14 protein-coding genes, 1 pseudogene and 1 riboswitch are annotated in these 17525 nt (G+C 74.7%); of the genes and pseudogenes, 6 read left to right on the plus strand and 9 right to left on the minus strand.

Going from position 1 to position 17525, the window contains the following annotated elements; all coding sequences use genetic code 11:
* Positions 1–177: 177 nt before the first annotated feature.
* Positions 178–384 (plus strand): annotated as a pseudogene (locus tag CRP51_RS26885) (discoidin domain-containing protein); the annotation flags it as partial.
* A gap of 174 nt (positions 385–558) precedes the next feature.
* On the opposite strand, the gene CRP51_RS26890 reads toward CRP51_RS26885, so the two are convergent.
* Together CRP51_RS26890 and CRP51_RS26895 are read right to left on the minus strand one after the other, a co-directional pair.
* Entirely contained in the window at positions 559–1128 is a 570-nt protein-coding gene (locus tag CRP51_RS26890; protein WP_097233965.1) for a DUF4291 domain-containing protein, read from the minus strand.
* 73 nt (positions 1129–1201) lie between these two features.
* Positions 1202–2224: a WD40 repeat domain-containing protein gene (locus tag CRP51_RS26895; RefSeq protein WP_097233966.1), complete on the minus strand. Its 1023-nt coding sequence runs from the start codon at positions 2222–2224 to the stop codon at positions 1202–1204.
* Positions 2225–2316: 92 nt separating this feature from the next.
* On the opposite strand from CRP51_RS26895, the gene galE reads away from it, so the two are divergent.
* Entirely contained in the window at positions 2317–3318 is a 1002-nt protein-coding gene (galE, locus tag CRP51_RS26900; protein ID WP_097233967.1) for a UDP-glucose 4-epimerase GalE, read from the plus strand.
* Here galE and CRP51_RS26905 read toward each other — a convergent pair.
* The 3 genes from CRP51_RS26905 to CRP51_RS26915 form a co-directional block, all read right to left on the minus strand.
* Positions 3315–4142 carry a putative protein N(5)-glutamine methyltransferase gene (locus CRP51_RS26905; protein ID WP_097233968.1) on the minus strand — a complete coding sequence of 276 codons (828 nt, stop codon included), beginning with the start codon at positions 4140–4142 and terminating at the stop codon, positions 3315–3317. The two genes, galE and CRP51_RS26905, sit on opposite strands and share 4 nt — an antisense overlap.
* Positions 4143–4436: 294 nt before the next feature.
* Positions 4437–6227 (minus strand): pectate lyase-like domain-containing protein, encoded by a 1791-nt coding sequence (locus CRP51_RS26910; protein WP_170970699.1) that lies wholly within the window; start codon positions 6225–6227, stop codon positions 4437–4439.
* Between the two features lie 276 nt (positions 6228–6503).
* Positions 6504–7547 (minus strand): DUF1996 domain-containing protein, encoded by a 1044-nt coding sequence (locus CRP51_RS26915; RefSeq protein WP_097233970.1) that lies wholly within the window; start codon positions 7545–7547, stop codon positions 6504–6506.
* Between the two features lie 363 nt (positions 7548–7910).
* On the opposite strand from CRP51_RS26915, the gene CRP51_RS26920 reads away from it, so the two are divergent.
* Positions 7911–9170 (plus strand): macrolide family glycosyltransferase, encoded by a 1260-nt coding sequence (locus CRP51_RS26920; RefSeq protein ID WP_439333219.1) that lies wholly within the window; start codon positions 7911–7913, stop codon positions 9168–9170.
* Positions 9171–9241: 71 nt separating this feature from the next.
* Here CRP51_RS26920 and CRP51_RS26925 read toward each other — a convergent pair whose 3' ends face one another.
* The gene (locus CRP51_RS26925; protein ID WP_097233972.1) at positions 9242–11446 is read right to left on the minus strand and encodes a bifunctional serine/threonine-protein kinase/ABC transporter substrate-binding protein; all 2205 of its coding nucleotides are present in this window, start codon (positions 11444–11446) and stop codon (positions 9242–9244) included.
* A gap of 301 nt (positions 11447–11747) precedes the next feature.
* Here CRP51_RS26925 and CRP51_RS26930 point away from each other — a divergent pair, with 301 nt between their 5' ends.
* A complete protein-coding gene (locus tag CRP51_RS26930) occupies positions 11748–12797 on the plus strand; it encodes an aminotransferase class V-fold PLP-dependent enzyme (protein WP_097233973.1) in 1050 nt (349 codons plus the stop codon).
* Between the two features lie 27 nt (positions 12798–12824).
* On the opposite strand, the gene CRP51_RS26935 is transcribed toward CRP51_RS26930, so the two are convergent.
* Both CRP51_RS26935 and CRP51_RS26940 read right to left on the minus strand, forming a co-directional pair.
* Positions 12825–13535 (minus strand): endonuclease V, encoded by a 711-nt coding sequence (locus CRP51_RS26935; protein ID WP_097233974.1) that lies wholly within the window; start codon positions 13533–13535, stop codon positions 12825–12827.
* Positions 13536–13557: 22 nt separating this feature from the next.
* Positions 13558–14994, minus strand: coding sequence for a glycine hydroxymethyltransferase (locus tag CRP51_RS26940; protein ID WP_097233995.1), 1437 nt, complete (start codon positions 14992–14994; stop codon positions 13558–13560).
* Between the two features lie 37 nt (positions 14995–15031).
* Positions 15032–15125: riboswitch (ZMP/ZTP riboswitch) on the minus strand.
* Positions 15126–15242: 117 nt separating this feature from the next.
* On the opposite strand from CRP51_RS26940, the gene CRP51_RS26945 reads away from it, so the two are divergent.
* Positions 15243–15461, plus strand: a complete 219-nt coding sequence (locus CRP51_RS26945; protein ID WP_097233975.1) for a dodecin — start codon at positions 15243–15245, stop codon at positions 15459–15461.
* 36 nt (positions 15462–15497) lie between these two features.
* On the opposite strand, the gene CRP51_RS26950 is transcribed toward CRP51_RS26945, so the two are convergent.
* Positions 15498–16454, minus strand: coding sequence for a carbohydrate kinase family protein (locus CRP51_RS26950; RefSeq protein ID WP_245880832.1), 957 nt, complete (start codon positions 16452–16454; stop codon positions 15498–15500).
* 239 nt (positions 16455–16693) lie between these two features.
* On the opposite strand from CRP51_RS26950, the gene CRP51_RS26955 reads away from it, so the two are divergent.
* Positions 16694–17443, plus strand: a complete 750-nt coding sequence (locus tag CRP51_RS26955) for a hypothetical protein (RefSeq protein ID WP_097233977.1) — start codon at positions 16694–16696, stop codon at positions 17441–17443.
* Positions 17444–17525 lie beyond the last annotated feature (82 nt).

The following is a 17525-nucleotide window of genomic DNA, read 5'->3' on the forward strand; positions in this document are numbered from 1 at the left end:
GAAACTGCGAGACCGAGTTCACCCTACATAGCCTCCCTCAATGCCGTCACTCTGTGTATCCGCAAGCGGAGGGGACCTACCCAACAACACCCCCAGTAGGGCTTTGGAGGAGATACGCGCGGTAGCGCCCGAGGCATGCCTCGGGCGCTACCGCGCGTATCTCCTCCAAAGCCCTACTGGGAGACCTCCCACGCCCGCGCCTACGAGGTCCAGGTCTCGGAGAACGCCCAGGACTGGACGCCGGTCCACACCGTGACCGACGGCGCCGGCGGCGTGGAGACCGCGGAGGTCGACGCCACCGGCCGCTACGTCCGGGTGCTGGGCACGGAACGCGGCACCGGATGGGGTTACTCGCTCTACGAGTTCGGCGTCTACGCGTCCTGACGCGACCCGCCGTTCCTCCCCCGCGACGGCCCCGGCCGCCCCTCTCGGGCGCCGGGGCCGTTCCACCGCCCGCCGCCGCCTCCGGAACTCGGCCGCGTCGAGGCCGGGCCCGGTCCCGGACCGCCGTGCCGAGGGCGGCGCCTTCCGCGCCCGCCTCCCGTTCCCCGCGGCCGGTCAACTCCCCCGGCACAGCCGGGACTCCAGCTCCCGGGGCAGCGGATAGACCCGTTCGGGCGGGAGCAGGCGCCGGGCCCTGGCCGGTTGGCCGTCGCGGACCAGGGCGGCGGCCCTGCGGACGCGGGGGGTGAGATCCGTCAGCCCGACCAGCCACTTCTCGTCGAAGGTACGGATCAGAGTGCGCCCGATGCCGACCTGGATGCTGTAGCGGTTCTCCGCCGCGCCGCGCAGCGTGCGTTCCGGGTCCCACTGGACGTGGACGGCGGCACGGTCGAGGGCCGCGCGATCCCGGGTGGTGGTCAGCACCGCGCGGGACAGGGCCTCCTCCCAGCCGCTTCGGGTGACGCGGACCGCGAGGACGCGTTCCTGACCTGGTTTGGTGGCCCAGTTGCTGCGGTGCGCCAGCCACGTGAGCGAGGGCTTGATCCAGGTCATCCGGTGGAAGGAGAACGGCGCGACGAAGTGCCCGGCGCGCAGCGCCGGTTCGGCGATCGCCGGTGCGTAGGCCTGATAGACCACGATCGTCTCGCGGTCGTAGTCGGCGCGGATCTGATACTGCGGTGCCATGGCCCGGACGCTGCCACCCGCCCCACGCCCGCGACGAGCGGTTTTCGCGGCGAACAGGTCGCACAACGAACGGTCAACGCCCGCCGAGCGCTTCGAGCGACCACGCGGTGACACCCTCCGGTCCCGTGGCGACGAAGGTCCCGCCGCGCGGGGTGAACGACGCGACGGTCTGCTCGGCCCCGGTCCACAGGATCGTTCCGTCCATGCCGTCGAAGAGCACGGCCGACTCGTCGTCGGCGAGGAACACCACCGGGCGGCCCCGGCCGGCCCGCGGCCAGCAGGCGCGCGACGCCAGCGCCGCCCAGGGCAGCGAGGCGTCGACGCCGAAGGCGGGGTCGGCGACCTGGACCGTCGCGCGTTCCCCTCCCGCCGTGAAGAGGCAGGCCGTGGGCCGGTCACCGCCGGCCGCGAGCAGCCCTGTGCCGTCCGGGGAGAACGCCAGCGCGTGCACGGCCGAAAGGCCGGTATCCCAGGTCACCGCCCCTGCCTCGCCGCCGAGTTCGCGGACCGAGACCGCCCCGTCCGGCCGGGCGTGGGCCAGTCGCCGGCCGGTGTGGTCGAGCGCCACCGGCCCGCTGACCCCGTCCATGGTCAGCAGCACGCGGCCGGTCGCCGCCTCGGCGACGACCGCCGTTCCGGCGACCGGGCTGCCGCCGGCGAGCAGCCGTCCGTCGCCGGACTGGCCGAGCCTGACGAAGTCGATCTCGGCGTCGGGGGGTTCGGCGTCGGCGTCGCCGCCGTCGATCGCGAACCCGCTTCGGCGCACCCCGTCGCGTCCGTAGGTCACCGGCCCGTCGCCGCCACCGCCGAGATCGGCGAAGCCGACCGTCACCCGGGCGCCGTCCGGGCTGAAGACGGCGTCCACCGCCATCGACTGCTCGGTCAGCGTGACCAGCCGCGTGGGTTCCTCCGGCTCCGGGTCCGGGTCCGGTGCCAGGAGCAGCACCTCGCCGAGGTCGTTGTTGCCGGTCGCGCCGGCCGCGGCCAGCACCACGCCCAGACCGTCGGGGCAGGCCACCGCGGTGGCGTGGAACTCGTCGTCGAGGCGGCACAACAGCCGGTGCGGGGACCGCGGGTCGCGGGAGGAGGCGGACACGGTCGGCGATCCTGCCACGCGCGGCCCGCGCGCTCCCGGTCGGGGGCCGCGGGTAGGTTGGGGAGCTTCGGACGTCGACGAAGGGATGCGTGATGAAGGTCCTGATCGCCGGAGGTGCCGGGTACATCGGCAGCACGGTCGCCTCGGCCTGTCTGGACCGCGGGATCACCCCGGTGGTGCTGGACAGCCTGGTCACCGGGCGGCGGGAGTTCGCCGAGGGGCGCGCGTTCTACGAGGGGGACATCGCCGACGGGCCTCTGGTGGACCGGATCTTCGCCGAGCATCCGGAGATCGGCGCGGTGGTCCACTGCGCGGCGCTGATCGTGGTGCCCGACTCGGTGACCGACCCGATCGGCTACTACCGGGCCAACGTGGCCAAGAGCCTGGAGTTCACGGGGCATCTGCTGCGCAACGGCTGCCACCGGCTGGTGTTCAGCTCCTCGGCCTCGATCTACCGGGCGGGCGAGGATCTGACCGTGGACGAGGGGTCGGCGATCGAGCCGCTGAGCCCGTACGCGCGGACCAAGGCGGTCTGCGAGGGAATGTTCGCGGACATCGCGGCGGGCACCCCGCTGCGGGTGCTCTCGCTGCGCTACTTCAACCCGGTCGGCGCCGATCCCCAGTTGCGCACCGGACTGCAACTCCCCCGGCCCAGCCATGCGTTGGGGCAGATGATCCTGGCGGGAGAGGAGGGGCGGCCGTTCCGGATCACCGGGACCGACTATCCGACCAGGGACGGCTCCGGGCTGCGGGACTACGTCCACGTCTGGGACCTGGCCGCCGCGCACCTGGCCGCGTTGGACGCCTTCGACGGGCTGTTCACCGACGGCACCCGGTCCACGGCGATCAACCTCGGCACCGGAACGGGCACCACCGTGCGCGAACTGCTCGCGGCGTATAACGAGGTGAGCGACCGTCCGATCGAGGCGGTCGAGGCCGAGCGCCGTCCGGGCGACTCCGCCGGCGCCCGCACCCGCGGCGACCGGGCCGAGAGGCTGCTCGGCTGGCGGGCGCGGCTGCCGCTGACCGACGGCATCCGGCACTCGCTGCGGTGGGCCGCCGCGCGGCCCACCGTGCTCGACGAGAGGTCCTAGTCCGCGTCGGGCCGACGACCGATCAGCACCGTCGCCTCGCGTTCCGCGCAGTGCGCGACGCGGGGCGTCAGGCCGCCGGAGCGCAACGCGTCCAGCAGCGCGGGTCGTTGACGTTCGCCGGACTCCACGAGCAGGCTCCCGCCGGGTGCCAGCCAACGCGCCGCGTCGGCGATCACCCGGCGCAGCACGGTCAGCCCGTCGGCGCCGCCGTCCAGGGCGGTCGCGGGTTCGTGCACGCGGGCCTCGGTGGGCAGCAGGGCCACGGCGTCGGTGGGCACGTAGGGCGCGTTGGCGACCAGTACCTCCACCCGGCCGCGCAGCCGCGCCGGCAGCGGCGCGTAGAGGTCGCCCTCGTACACCGCGGCCGCCGGGCCCAGATTGAGTCGGGCGCAGGCCACCGCCCGCGGGTCCAGGTCGGCGGCGTGCAGTTCGACGCCTTCCCAGGCGGCCAGCAGGGCGACGCCCACGGCGCCGGAGCCGCAGCACAGGTCGACCGCGACGGCGGGTGCGGCGGCGAGCCGCACCGCGCGTTCCACCAGGAACTCGGTGCGGCGCCTCGGCACGAACACGCCGGGCCCGACCTTGACCCGGTGACCGGCGAACTCGGCCCAGCCCAGGACGTGTTCGAGCGGTTCGCCGGCGGCCCTGCGGGCGACGGAGGCGGCCAGCGCCTCGCCGTCGCCTTCGGCGCCCGCCAGCAGCAGCGCGGCCTCGTCCTCGGCGAAGACGCAGCCGGCGGCCCGCAGCCGGGCCACGACGGCGGAGGGCGGGGGAAGGAAGGGCAGGGAAGAAGCGGAGGAGGGGGAAAGGGGTGGAACCGACATCAGAGCCTCTCAAGCGCGTCGGACGCCCCCTGGCCCCCGGCGGCGCTCACCGCGTGGGAGCCGCCCCGCCCCGGGGTGGGAGTGCCCGTGCCGACCGAACGGTGATCGGGCTCACCTCCCTCGTCTCCCAGGGTGCTTCCGCACCCGCCGCCTGTGAAGTCGCCGACCACCCTACCCGAGGCGCGCCCGGGGCCGCGGCACGGAGCGGGGCCGGCGCGACGCGCCGGAGAGCGTGCGGCGGAGCGGGCGCGGTCGGCCGAACGCCCCCCGGCGGGCCGTCCGTCGCCCTCCCCGTCAGTTGCTCTCCAGGTAGAAGATGCCGTCGTTGAGCCCGGGGCCCGCGGGGCCGCCGAGGTCGTTGATGACGTGGTTGATGATGCCGAGCTGGCCCAGCGAGACGATCACCATGCTGGTGAAGTCGAACCCGTCCCCCGCCGGCGTGGCGATGGCCCGTTCCGTGGTGATGTGCGCGTCCTCCAGCATCAGGCTGTAGACGCCGAGGCCGTAGGCGGTGTGGGCCGTGGTGCCCTCGGCGACCACGTAGGCGGTCCAGCCCTGTTCGTCGCCGTTCATCCAGGCGGCCTGGTCGGGCGGGTCGTAGGGCAGTTCGCACTGGTAGAAGTAGGTGCGCCCGTGGTCGCCGTTCCAGATGACCTGGTGGCCCTGGTAGTGCTCGACGAAGAGGCCGTAGCCGGTGACATGGTCGCCGTTGACGACCAGGCCGTTGCGGGCCGTGTTGACGTCCCAGCCGACGCCCTCGCCGTGGTCGCCGCGCCAGAGCCAGACGTGGTCGATCACCGTGTCGTGGGCGTGCACCAGGAGGCTGACCTCGGCGGATCCGGGGTGCGCGCCGCCGATCCGGCAGAAGACGTCGTGCAGATGGATCGGGTTCTCCTGGTGACGGGCGGTCGAGCCCTCCTCGCCGACCTCGATCAGCACCCGCGAGCCGCCCTCGCCCGCGTCGACCAGGAGGCCGGCCAGTTGGACACCGTCGACGTCGGCGACATGGATCGCGTCGACCCCGCCCTCGGGGATCAGGGTGGCCATGCCCAGGCCGAGCACGACGGTCCCGGGGTGGGTGATCTCCAGGGTCTGGTCGATCCGGTGGACGCCGGGGGTGATCATCAGGTGCCTGCCCTCGGCGAGCGCGGCGTTCATGGAGGCCGCGTCGTCGCCCTCGTGCGCGACGTGGAACGCGCTCAGCGGCAGCGAGGTGCCGGGCGTCGGCCCGTCGGCCCAGGTCGTTCCCCGGGAGTCCTGGCGCGCGTCGGGTACGAACACGGCGTAGTCGTCGCCGTCGAGATAGAGGTAGGGCTTCTCCCTGACCCACGGCGTGGTCTCCACGACCGTGTGCGAGGGGTCCGGGAAGTGGTGCGGCGGGGCGCCCTCGACGCCGACGAAGACCATGTTCCACACCGAGCCGGCCCACTCGCCCAGCTCGCTGTTGCGGGTCAGCCACTGCTGCTGCGAGCCGGAGACCACCCGGTCGACCTTGCTGTCCGCGAGGAACCCGCCGCTGGCCCAGCCGTCGTAGCCGTTCCACAGCGGCATCTCGCCCCTGATGTGGACGCGGCGGATCGGTGCCGCCTGGGAGACCGCGTAGCGGTTGTAGCCGTCCCAGGGGGTGACGGAGAGGTTCTCGGTGGCGCGCCAGAAGTTGTGGGTGGCGTTGCCGTCGAACCAGTCGGCCTCGACGCGGACCCAGCCGGTGATGTCGACGTCGTCGGGCGAGCGGCCGAGCCCGGCGACATGGGTGTAGTAGCCGATGTTGACGTCCAGGTCCTGGTAGTGGCCGGGCTTGAAGAGGAAGGCGAAACGCCCGGAGCCGAACTGCGCGGTCTCCTGCTGGGCGAAGGCCGCGTCCAGGGTGGCCTGGATGTCGCCCACGGGCATCGAGGGGTCGAAGACCGTGACGTGGGGGCCGAGCACGGGGTCGGTCCGGGTGATCGGCGTGCCGGTGGGCGCGGTCGCCGGGCGCCGGGGCGGGCCCTGCGGCGCGGGGACGGCGCCGGCCGGTGCGTGGGAGGCGCCGGCGGTGGCGACCACGGCGGCGGCCAGGCCGGCGAGCGTGGCGCGGCGGGACACGCCGCGGGGACCTCGGGGTGCGGGAGGCTGCGGGGGCGGGAGGGAAGGCACGGGGACTCCTCGGTCGATCAGCGTGGGGGAAGGGGGGTGGGAGAGCGCTCCCTCGCACGGGCCCGCCGGACGGCCGCGCGGTGGTCGGTGGAGGGGCGCGGTGGGAGGCGACGGTGACGGCGCGGCGGGGCGCGGTGGCCGGTCGACGCGACGCGCGACCGGCCACCGTTCACTGGTCACAACCAGTGCACCGGCCACCCACCGGGGACCGGACCGCCGGGTGGGTCAGGGCAGTTCGTGGTTCTCGTCGAGCACGGCGCCCTCGTCCGGGTGGAACTGGTCAAAGCCACGGGTGTCGCACTGGAGGCCGCCGTTGATGCAGTGCTCCACCATCGCGGCCAGCGTCCGCTCGTCCCAGTTGTTGAAGAAGTCGTAGTGGAAGCTGTATCCCTGACCACTGGCCAGCCGGACGTTCGAGGTGTCGCCGCTGACCGGGAACGCCATCTTGAACTCGATCATCGGCACCGCCACCGGGTGGCTGGAGGGGCAGACGTCCTGGTTGTCCTCGACCACCGGGTAGGCCATGTGGTCCTGGTGGTTGGGCGAGTCAAGGTGCCGCCCGTCCCAGCAACTCGGGGCCTGGTAGCGCACGTTCAGCTGGCTGCCGGGGGCGCAGTAGTCCGGGATGTCGTCGTTCTCGTAGTCGTCACCGCACTCCCAGCCCTTCTCGGTGGCGTTGATGAAGTCCTCGGCGGACTGCGTCGGGCTGCCCACCACGTAGCGCAGACCGGTCGGGAAGGGGCGCACCGACTCGTGGTCCCTGATGCCCGACTTGTAGTAGATGACCTGGGGCCCGCTCGGCCTGACCTCCTCGTCGCCGTTGTACATGGTCGGCATCCAGTACGCCGACAGGTCCGCCGGAACGACGCAGGTGGTCTCCCCCTGGTCCAACGAGTCCAGGTCGCTGAACGCGTCGGTGGTGGTGTTCCCCATGAACGTGTGGTTGTGCGACTCGCCCGGGAGGCCGGGGAAGACGATCGGGTCGTCGTCCCCGGTGTGGCTGACCGAGCAGTTGGCCTGGAACTCGCGGTGCTCGGCGAACGGCGCGTCCGGGTTGGGCGGGATGCCCTCGACCGGCTCGTCGACCGGGATCCACTCGCCGGGCGGCGGGTCCATCGCCGTCCGGTGGCCGGAGTGGTCGACCTCGCTCGCCGCGGTCGCCCCGTCGCCCGGCGCGGCGACCGCGCCCACGGTGCCCAGCCCGGCCGCGACGAGCGAGAGCACGGCAGCCGCTAACGTGCCGGAGAACAGGGCCTTCTTACGTTTCATGCGGACCTCCGGGTCGCTCGGTGGCGGGAGAGCCGGAGAGCGCTCTCCCGCCCGGCAGTGTTGCCGCGATGACGAGAACGTGTCAATGCCCGGCGAGCCGCCCCGCCGGACCGGAACTTTCCCGGAACCCGCGAGCGCCGGCCCACGCTCCCGGGCGCCCGGAGGCATTCGGGTGACGGAGGAGGGCGGAGTCGTCTAGGGTGGCGGTATGCATTTTCTTGAGATCTACGGCTGAACGGGCCGGGGCAGGCCCCCGACTCCGTCCGCGCCCTCTGAGCGCGCCCCCGCCCGGCAGTAGGGCGGTTCTGCGGCGCGCCGGCGCGTGATACCCCCGTTCACCAGATCTGAGATGAGTTGTCCCGCATGTCTTCTTCCTTCCACCTGCCTGCCTCCGCGCCATCGGGCCAGGGCGCGTCCTCGACCGCACACGCTCCGCTCTCCCCGCGCACGCTCGACCGCCCCGCCCATCTGGCGATGGTCGGCATCCCCGCCATCAGCCATGTGCTGCCCAGCCTGGAGATCATCCGCGAGCTGGTGGCCCGGGGCCACCGGGTGACCTACGCCAACGACCCGCTGATGGCCGAGCGGATCACGGCCACCGGCGCCGAGTTCGTCCCCGTGGAGTCGGGGCTGCCGGTCGCCGACAACGACTGGCCCGCGGACCCGATCGCCGCGATGCGTCTCTTCCTCGACGACGCGATCCGGGCGCTCCCCCAACTGCGCGCCCACTACGACGCCGACCCGGCCGACGCCTATCTCTACGACATCGGCGCCTACGCCGCACGCGCCCTCGCCGAGGCGCAGGGCCGTCCGCCGATCCAGCTCTCCCCCACCTATGTCGCCTGGGAGGGGTACGAGGAGGAGGTCGCGGCCCAGCTGTGGCGACTGCCGGGAGCGGACGCCTACCGCGAGCGCTTCACCGACTGGCTGGCCTCCTGCGGGGCCACCACGCTGGACATGGACCGCTTTCCCGGCCGCCCGGACCGGGCGTTGGCGCTGATCCCCCGGGCGATGCAGCCCCGGGCCGAGGACGTGGACACCTCGACGGTGACCTTCGTGGGGCCGTGCTTCGGCAGGCGGCTGGGCAGCGGCGAGTGGCGGCGCCCGGCGGGTGCGCGCCGGGTGCTGCTGATCTCGCTTGGCTCGGCCTACACCCGGCAGGTCGCGTTCTACCGGCGCTGCCTGGAGGCGTTCGGCGGGCTGCCCGACTGGCACGTGGTCCTGGGCATCGGCCGCCACACGGACCCGGCCGAGCTGGGTGAGGTACCCGACAACGTCGAGGTCCACTCCTGGCTTCCCCAGCTGTCGGTGCTGGAGCAGGCCGACGCCTTTGTCACCCACGCCGGGATGGGCGGCTCGTCCGAGGGACTGGTCACGGGGGTGCCGATGATCGCGGTGCCCCAGGCAGTTGACCAGTTCGGCAATGCGGACCAACTGGTCAGTCTGGGCGTGGCGCGTCGCCTGGACACCGAGGAGGCGACGGCGGAGCGGCTGCGTGCCGCGTTGCTCGAACTGGTCAACGACCCCGAGGTCGCGGCGCGTTCGGCGGAGCTGCGGAAGCAGGCGGTCGCCGAGGGCGGCACAGCGCGGGCGGCCGACCTGATCGAGGCCGCGGTGCGCTGAGCTCCGGTGGCGGTCCCGGCCGGCCCGAGCGGGCCGGCCGGACCGTCACCGCCCTTCGGGGCGCGCCTCGTTCACCCCGAGACCGGGCCCTGGAAGCGGAGCTCTCCGTGGTGGGCGCGGTAGAGGTAGGCGACGGGCCCCTCCCCCGCGTAGGCGCCCTCGGCGTCAAAGGCGAGGTCGCGGGCGACGCCCCGGTAGCGTCCGGCGAGGAGCTGTTCGAGCAGCACGCCCCGGGTGACGCCGGCGCGGCTTTCGACTGTCTCCCGCAGGGTGAGGACGAGCAGTTGGGCCGCGTCGTACGCCTCGGCCGCGTAGGGCTCGGCGTCCCAGCCGAAGCGGTCGCGGTGGGCGCGGCCGAAGCCGCTGGCCCTGGGGTCGGCGCGCGGGTCGGTGTAGGGGGCGAGGAAGAACCAGTCGTCGGGCTGCTGGCCGGTGTGCAGGAAGTACTCCGGGCCGATGGCCCGTTCGGTGGCCAGGCCCACGCCCGGGTAGCCGTTGGTGCGCAGCGCCCGGGAGAGCCGGCCGGCGCCGTCGGCCCGGCCGCACCAGACCACGGCCTCGGTGCCGTCGGCGGTGAGTTCGGCGGCGAGGGCGTTCAGGTCGGCCTCCGTGCTGTCGAGTTCCCTGGCGACCGGGGTGAACCGCTCGCGGTCCAGGGAGCCGTGGAGGGCGCGGGCCACCCGGCCGCTCTCCTCGCCGGCGGCGCGGTCGTCGAGGACGACGACCCGGCGGGCGCCGCGCTCGGCCAGCACCTCGCCCGCGGCGAGCCCGGCGAGCGCGGCCGGCGGGCGGGCCACGAGCAGCGAGCCGTATCGCTCGTGGTCGTTGGGGCCGGTCAACGACAGTGCGAGGAGCGGGAGTTCGGCGGTGGCGTAGGTGTCGCCGACGGCGGGGAGCACCGCGTTCTCGGTGGGGCCGATGACGGCCATCACCTCCTCGTCGGCGACCAGGGCGCGCGCCGCCTCGCGGGCCAGCTCCGGGTCGCCCGCGTCGTCGAGGGGACGGACATCGAGGTCGAAGGGGAGGTTGCCGAGGCGGTTCAGCTCGTCGACCGCCATGTTCAGGCCGCGCTGCTGTCCGCTGCCGGCGGCGGCGCCCGTGCCGCTGAGGTTGGCCTGGAGGCCGATGGCGTAGGCGCGGCGGCCGGCGCCGACCGGCCCCTCGCCACGCGGCTCGGTGCGCAGCAGCAGCCCGGCACCGACGCCGGCGACGGCCAACGCGCCCGCGCCGCCGAGCAGTCGGAGCGCGCGACGCCTCCCGGTGGGGCGCGGTCGTTCGGGCTGGGCGGCGTCGGAGGGGGCCTCCGGCGCGCCGGGCTCGGGGGGCTCCGCCTCGGGTAACTCCTCCGCGCCCCGGGTCAACGCCGGTGTGTCGGGGGCGGATCGGCCGGGAACGAGGGGAAGCCCCTGGTCCGCGGGTTCGTGGGAGGCGGGCCTGGGCAGCGGCGCCGCGTAGCGGGCGGCGACCTCGCGCGCCAGGGGGCCTGGCAGCCAGCCGGCGCCCACCGGCGGCGCCATCTCCCGGGCCAGGTCCAGCGCGGAGGGGCGCAGCAGCGGGTCACGGTGCAGGCAGGCGCGGACCACCTCCAGCAGCCCGCGTGGCACGTCGGCGAGCTCGGGCGGGTCGAAGGCGGCGCGGCGTAACAGCTCGCGCGGACTCCCCTCGCCGAACGGCCCCCGGCCGGTGGCGGCGTAGGTGAGCAGGCAGCCGAGGGCGAAGAGGTCGCTGGGCGGGCCGACGGGGATGGCGCCGCCCACGGCCTGCTCGGGCGAGAGGAAGCCGGGCGGCCCGATGCGGGTGCCCGATCCGCCGAAGCCGGTCAACCTGGGCCCGTCCAGGGTGAGTTGCACATGACCGGGCCGGATGTCGCGATGGCAGAGGCCGGCGGCGTGCACGGCGGTCAGCGCCTCGGCCAGCAGGGCGCCGAGGGCGCTGACGGTGCGCGGCGGCAGCGGCCCGTGGGCGGCGAGGGTCTCGTCGAGGGTGGGCCCGGCGACGTAGGGGTAGGCGGCCCAGACGGTGCCTCCGGCGGTGTCCGCCGCGGCGACGGTGACCAGGCGGCGGGCACCGACATGCCGGGCGGCGGCGACGTCGGCCTCGAAACGGGCGCGGAAGGCGGGGTCGAAGGCGTAGGCGGGGCGGATCAGCTTGAGCGCGACGGGCTCGCCACGCAGCGAGCAGGCGAGGTAGACCACGCCGCTGCGCCCCTCCCCCAGCCGGCGGAGCAGCAGATAGCCGCCGACGCGGCGCGGATCGGTCGGCGTCAGCTCTCGCATCGCGTCAACCCCCGTGAGACGTCCGGCCGTTGCCCGTCGCGGTGCGGGTGGGTCGGCTGGCGACGACACGGTCCCCTGCTCGGTCGAGGCACCCGTCCCTCCCCACGCTTCTCCGACGCACCGCGCCTTCCGCTGCCCCCAGTTCTCCCTCTTTCAGCACCTTAGCGTGCTCCGGCGGGCACCGGCAGTGTTCGGGCCGCTTGGGAGGCATCGTGGCGTAAGGGGGAATTGCGGAGACTTGCGCGCGCCCCCTGCGTGCGCCGGTGTGCACCGGCGCACAAGGCTGGGAAGGCTTGTCGACATGTTGAGAGAAGCGAGCGATGCCTTCCCTCCGGCTTCCGGCTATCTGGACACCGCCTCCCTCGGCCGGCCGCCGGCCCGTTCCGTCGCCGCGCTGGAGGCGGCGGTGCGCGAGACGGCGGCCGGACGGCCCGACCAGGCGGCGTACTTCCGCGCGACGGAGGAGAGCCGGGCCGCGTTCGCCGCGCTGGTCGGGCTCGGTCCGGAACGGGTCGCGGTCGGCGGCTCCGTCGCCGCCCACGTGGGGCTGATCGCGGCCGCCCTGCCCGAGGGGAGCGAAGTACTGTGCGCCCACGGGGACTTCAGCTCGCTGGTGACACCGTTCGCGCTGCGCGTGGGGCTGCGGCCCCGGCAGGTGCCGCTGGCCGCGCTGGCGGAGGCGATCGGCCCCGAGACCGCGCTGGTCGCCGTCTCCTCGGTGCAGTCGGCCGACGGCGCGCGCGCCGACCTCGCCGCCGTGACCCGGGCCGCCAGGGCGCACGGCGCGCGGACCCTGGTGGACACCACGCAGTCCACCGGCTGGCTGCCGCTGTCCGCCGACGCCTTCGACTTCACGGTGTGCGGCGCGTTCAAGTGGCTGCTCTGCCCGCGCGGCACCTCCTTCCTCACCGTTCCGGCCGACGGCGGTGGGCTCCGTCCGCTGGGCGCCGGCTGGATGGCGGCGGCCGATCCGTCGGCCAGCCTCTACGGCCCGGTCACCGCGCTGGCCGACGACGCGCGGCGGTTCGACACCGGGCCCGCGTTCTACACCTACGCGGCCGCCGCACCCGCGCTCGCCCTGGTGCGGGAGTGGGGACAGGAGGCGATCGGCGCGCACGACCTGCGGCTGGCCGACCGGTTCCGCGCGGGACTCGCGCGGCTCGGGCTGCCGACGGGGCCCGGCGGCTCGCCCATCGTCTCGGTGCCGGAGAGCCCGGGGGCGGCGGAGGCGCTGGAGGCGGCGGGGGTGCGGATGTCGCGCCGGGCCGGCCGGCTGAGGTTCTCGTTCCACCTCTACAGCGGGGAGGAGGACGTGGACACCGCCCTGGCTGCCCTCGCGGCGGCCGGCTGAGACGGAAAGCGGTGGTGGGGCGGAGGCTCAGGCGGCGGCCAGCGCCTCGCGACAGAGTCGGTCGGCGAGCCGGGTGGTCTGGGGCAGCCGCACCTCCCTGGCCAGTCGGAGGGTGTGGGCGCAGGCGTCGTCCACGGTGGTGCGGTGGCCGGGCGAGACATACAGGGGCCTGACGCCGTCCCTGGTGCGCAGCACCCGGCCGACCTCCTCGCCCGTCGCCGGGTCCAGCAGCGAGGCGGTGGAGCCGCGTTCCGGCGCCGGCCCCGGGGACGCCTCGCGCACCGGGGGCGGCGGCGCGTTCTTGGCGACCCCGATGGTCGGCAGGTCGGCGAGGACCCCCAGATGGCTGGCCAGCCCGAACCGGCGCGGGTGGGCGAGTCCGTGCCCGTCGCAGACCACCAGGTCGGGCGCGACGGCCAGCCGTTCCAACGCGGCCAGCACGGTGGGCAGTTCGCGGAACGCCAGCAGCCCGGGCACATAGGGGAAGTCGACGCGGCCCACGGCGGTGGCGCGCGCGACGACCTCCAGGGAGGCGGCGTCCAGCGCCACCGCCGCGGCGGCCACCAGGTCGCGGGCGTCGTCGTAGGCCACGTCGACGCCGGCCACCACCGTGCCGGACGCCCCGGGCACGGGGCCCGAGGAGTCCAGCACGGTGTGGGCGCGCAGCCGCAGCTGGCAGGCGACGGCCTCGGCCTCGGTGGCCGGCGTGGTGTGCGGACGGGTGAGGGGGAACGTCATCGGGATAGGGGGCGCGGACCGCTCAGCCGAGGTCGACCCGGGGGTAGAGCGGGTGCTTGTCCAGCAGGTCGGCGGCGCGGCCGGCGACCTCCTTGGCGACGCCCTCGCCGAGGACGTAGGTGGCCTTGGAGGGCTTGCCGCTCTTGGCGGTGCCGGGGGTGGTGCGGCGCAGCACGCTGTCGATCAGCTCGGCTACCTCGTCGAAGCCGTCGGCGGTCAGGCCCCGGGTGGTCAGCGCCGGGGTGCCCAGCCGGATGCCGGAGGTGTACCAGGCGCCGTTGGGGTCGCGCGGGATCGCGTTCCGGTTGGTGACGATGCCGGCGTCCAGCAGCGCGCCCTCGGCCTGGCGGCCGGTGAGGCCGTAGCCGGAGACGTCGAGCAGCGCCAGGTGGTTGTCCGTGCCGCCGGTGACCAGCCGGGCGCCGCGCCGCGTCAGGCCGTCGGCGAGGGCGCGGGCGTTGTCCACCACGCGCTGGGCGTAGTCCTGGAAGGCGGGCTGCCTGGCCTCGGCGAGGGCGACGGCCTTGGCGGCCATCACGTGCGGCAGCGGGCCGCCGAGCACCATCGGGCAGCCGCGGTCGACCTGGTCGGCGAGGGAGTCGTCGCACAGCACCATGCCGCCGCGCGGGCCGCGCAGGGACTTGTGGGTGGTGGTGGTGACGATCTGGGCGTGCGGCACCGGGTCGAAGTCGCCGGTGAGGACCTTGCCGGCGACCAGCCCGGCGAAGTGCGCCATGTCGACCATCAGCGTGGCGCCGACCTCGTCGGCGATCTCGCGCATGATCCGGAAGTTGACCCGGCGCGGGTAGGCGGAGTAGCCGGCGATCAGGATCAGCGGGCGGAACTCGCGGGCGGCGGCGCGCACCGCGTCGTAGTCCAGCAGCCCGGTCTCCGGGTCGGTGCCGTAGGAGCGCTGGTGGAACATCTTGCCGGAGATGTTGGGCCGGAAGCCGTGGGTGAGGTGGCCGCCGGCGTCCAGCGACATGCCGAGCATCCGCTGGTCGCCCAGCGCCTTGCGCAGCCGCTCCCAGTCCTCCTCGCCGAGGTCGTTGACCTGGCGCACCCCGGCCTGCTCCAGCGCGGGCAGCTCGACGCGCTGGGCGAGCACCGCCCAGAAGGCGACGAGGTTGGCGTCGATGCCGGAGTGCGGCTGGACGTAGGCGTGCTGGGCGCCGAAGAGCTCACGGGCGTGCTCGGCGGCGATGGCCTCGACGGTGTCGACGTTGCGGCAGCCGGCGTAGAAGCGGCGGCCGATGGTGCCCTCGGCGTACTTGTCGCTGAACCAGTTCCCCATGGCGAGCAGCACGGCGGGCGAGGCGTAGTTCTCGCTGGCGATCAGCTTGAGCGAGGCCCGCTGGTCCTCGATCTCGGCGCCGATCGCGTCGGCGATCCGGGGCTCGACGCCGCGCACCACGTCGAGCGCCGTGCGGAAGGCGGTGGACTCGGGGGTGGCGGACATGTTCTCCGTGGTCACTCATGGCCTCCTAGGCAGACGTCGCGACGGCCCAGGCGCACGGCTCCACATCGCATCGCTGGGGTCGCTTCCCGATGGTTGGGCCCATCTCGTACGCGCCAGTCACGACCCACCGGGAGCGTAGCATCGCGGACCGACACCGCCGAGGGCCGCCCCGGGCCGCTCCCCCGGGTGCGGAGGGCGGCCGGCTGGGGCACCGTGGGAGGTCAGCGGCACAGCCACGGGAGGTCAGTGTGTCCGACCACATCTACCGGGTGACCGAGATCGTCGGTTCCTCGCCCGAGGGCGTGGACGCGGCGATCCGCAACGCGATCGAACGCGCCTCGCGCACCCTGCGGCAGTTGGAGTGGTTCGAGGTGACGCAGGTGCGCGGGCACATCGAGGACGGGCGGCCGGCGCACTTCCAGGTGGGGCTGAAGGTCGGCTTCCGGCTGGAGGACCCGGGCTCCTGAACGGCCGCGGTCCGCGCCCGCGCGGCGGGCGCGCGTTCAGCCCCGGTCGGCCGTCTCCGTCCCGCGCGTTCCGTCCGGGGCGGCCGTGTCCGTCCCGTCCCCGTCGAGCAGGGCGCGGGTGGGCGGGTCGGCGCCCTCCCGGGCGCAGGTGAGCGCGGCGCACCGGGCGCAGCGGGCGAGGACGCCGGCGAGGACGGCGGGGTCGGTGGGGACCGCGCCGCGGGCGGCGAGGTCGTCCAGCAGCGCGGACTGGAAGGCGTCGCCGGCGCCGACCGTGTCGACCACCGCCACCGCGGGCGCGGGCACGTCGACACGGTCCGCGGCGGTGAGCCCGAACGCGCCCTCCGCTCCCCGGGTCACCACGACCAGCTCGGGACCGAGCGCGCGCAGCGTCTCGGCGGCCTCGCCGACCGCCAGGTCGGGGTAGAGCCAGGCCAGGTCCTCGTCGCTGGCCTTCAGGACGCGGACCTCGCCGGCCAGCCGTTCGGCGAGCGCCCGGTAGGCGGTGCGGTCGGGGAGCACGGCGGGCCGCACGTTGAGGTCGGCGACGACAAGGCGGCCCGACGCACGCTGGGCGGCGGCCAGTTGGAGGACGCGGGAGGCGCCGGGCTCGACGGCGACGGCGAGCGAGCCGGTGTGCACCACGGCGGTGTCCTCGGGCAGGTCGAGCGCGGACGGCGCCCAGGAGGTGAGGAAGTCGTAGTGGGCGGAGCCGTCCCGCGCGAGGTAGGCCAGCGCCACGGTGGTCCTCGCCGGCCCGCCGGTGGGCAGCCGCACCACGTCGACGCCGGTGCCGGCGAGATGCTCGGCGACCAGGGCGCCGGGCGGGTCGTCGCCCCAGCTGGTGAGGAGGGTGACGGGGCGTTCCAGGCGGTGCAGGCCGACGGCGACGTTCGCCGGGCTGCCGCCGGGAACGGCGCGCGCCTCCCGGGAACCGGTCCGCCACAGAAGATCCACCAGGGCCTCGCCGACCACGGCGACCCGAGCCGTCACGTGCACGCTCCCTCCGGCCGGCCCGACCCTCGGGCGCGGCATCGGCCCATCCTGCGCGGCGGACGCCGGGCCGGGCAAGTGGCTGACCTGGCGCGGGGACCGACGGCCCGGCGCGTCAACCCGTCGCGCGTGTGGGGGATGTCGCGGCGTGGGCGCCGCGCCCCCGGGTACGGTGACGCGCAGTGGCGTGAGGGCGCGGCCGGTGGGGGCCGGGCCGCCGGCCCTAGCGAGGGAGTGGCGTGGCGACGGGGTTCACCGTGGACATAGCCAGCGCGGACGGGATGCGCACCGCCGAGTGGACCGTCGGCGAGGAGTTCCTGATCCGCCGGAACGGGCGCGGCGAGGACGCCGAGCCGGCGGCCCGCGTGCGGCTGCTGGCGCCCGAAGGGCAGGAGACCACGGCGGAGTTGGCGGCGTCCCTGGCGGCGCGCCCGGTGACGGTCGCGGAGGTCGAGGAACGGCTGCGGCTGCGCGGCGGCGGTCTGCCGCACCCGGTGCTGGCGCTGACGGACCAGGACGGGACGGCGCTGGCGACCGTGCTGCCGGAGGAACGGGTGCCCTGGCCACGGCGGTTCCGGGTGAGGGACGCCGAGGACCGGCCGCTCGCGGAGATCCGTCACGCGCCGGCGCGGTTCGGCCGCCGCTGCGAGTGGCGGATCGAGCCGGCCGACGGCGGCGATCCCTATGTGGGGCGGCGGGGTTCGGTGGGCGGCTGGCTGGTCTTCGCGCTGGCGTTCCCGCTCTGGCTGGTGATCTTCCTCGGCTGCCTGCTGCTCTCGCTGGTGACGTTCGGTCAGGTCTCGGAGATGGTGGTCTGGGGCTATCCGCGCAGCGTGATCTGGCGGCGGCGGGGCGCGCCCCCGGGGTCGCGGGCGCTGACCTTCGGTCATCTGCGGACCGACTACCACCACGATCCACGGCAGTTGGACCGCCGGCTGGCCTACGCCCAGGCGGCGCTGCACTACTTCGACGCGATGCACCACGACTGACGGTCCGTCACCCGCCGTGCGCACGGGGGCCGTCGGGGCGCACGCGGCGTGCGCGTTCCCCGACGGCCCCCGTCGTCTCCGG

This window comes from Streptomyces zhaozhouensis (assembly GCF_900230195.1).
Lineage (GTDB): Bacteria > Actinomycetota > Actinomycetes > Streptomycetales > Streptomycetaceae > Streptomyces > Streptomyces zhaozhouensis.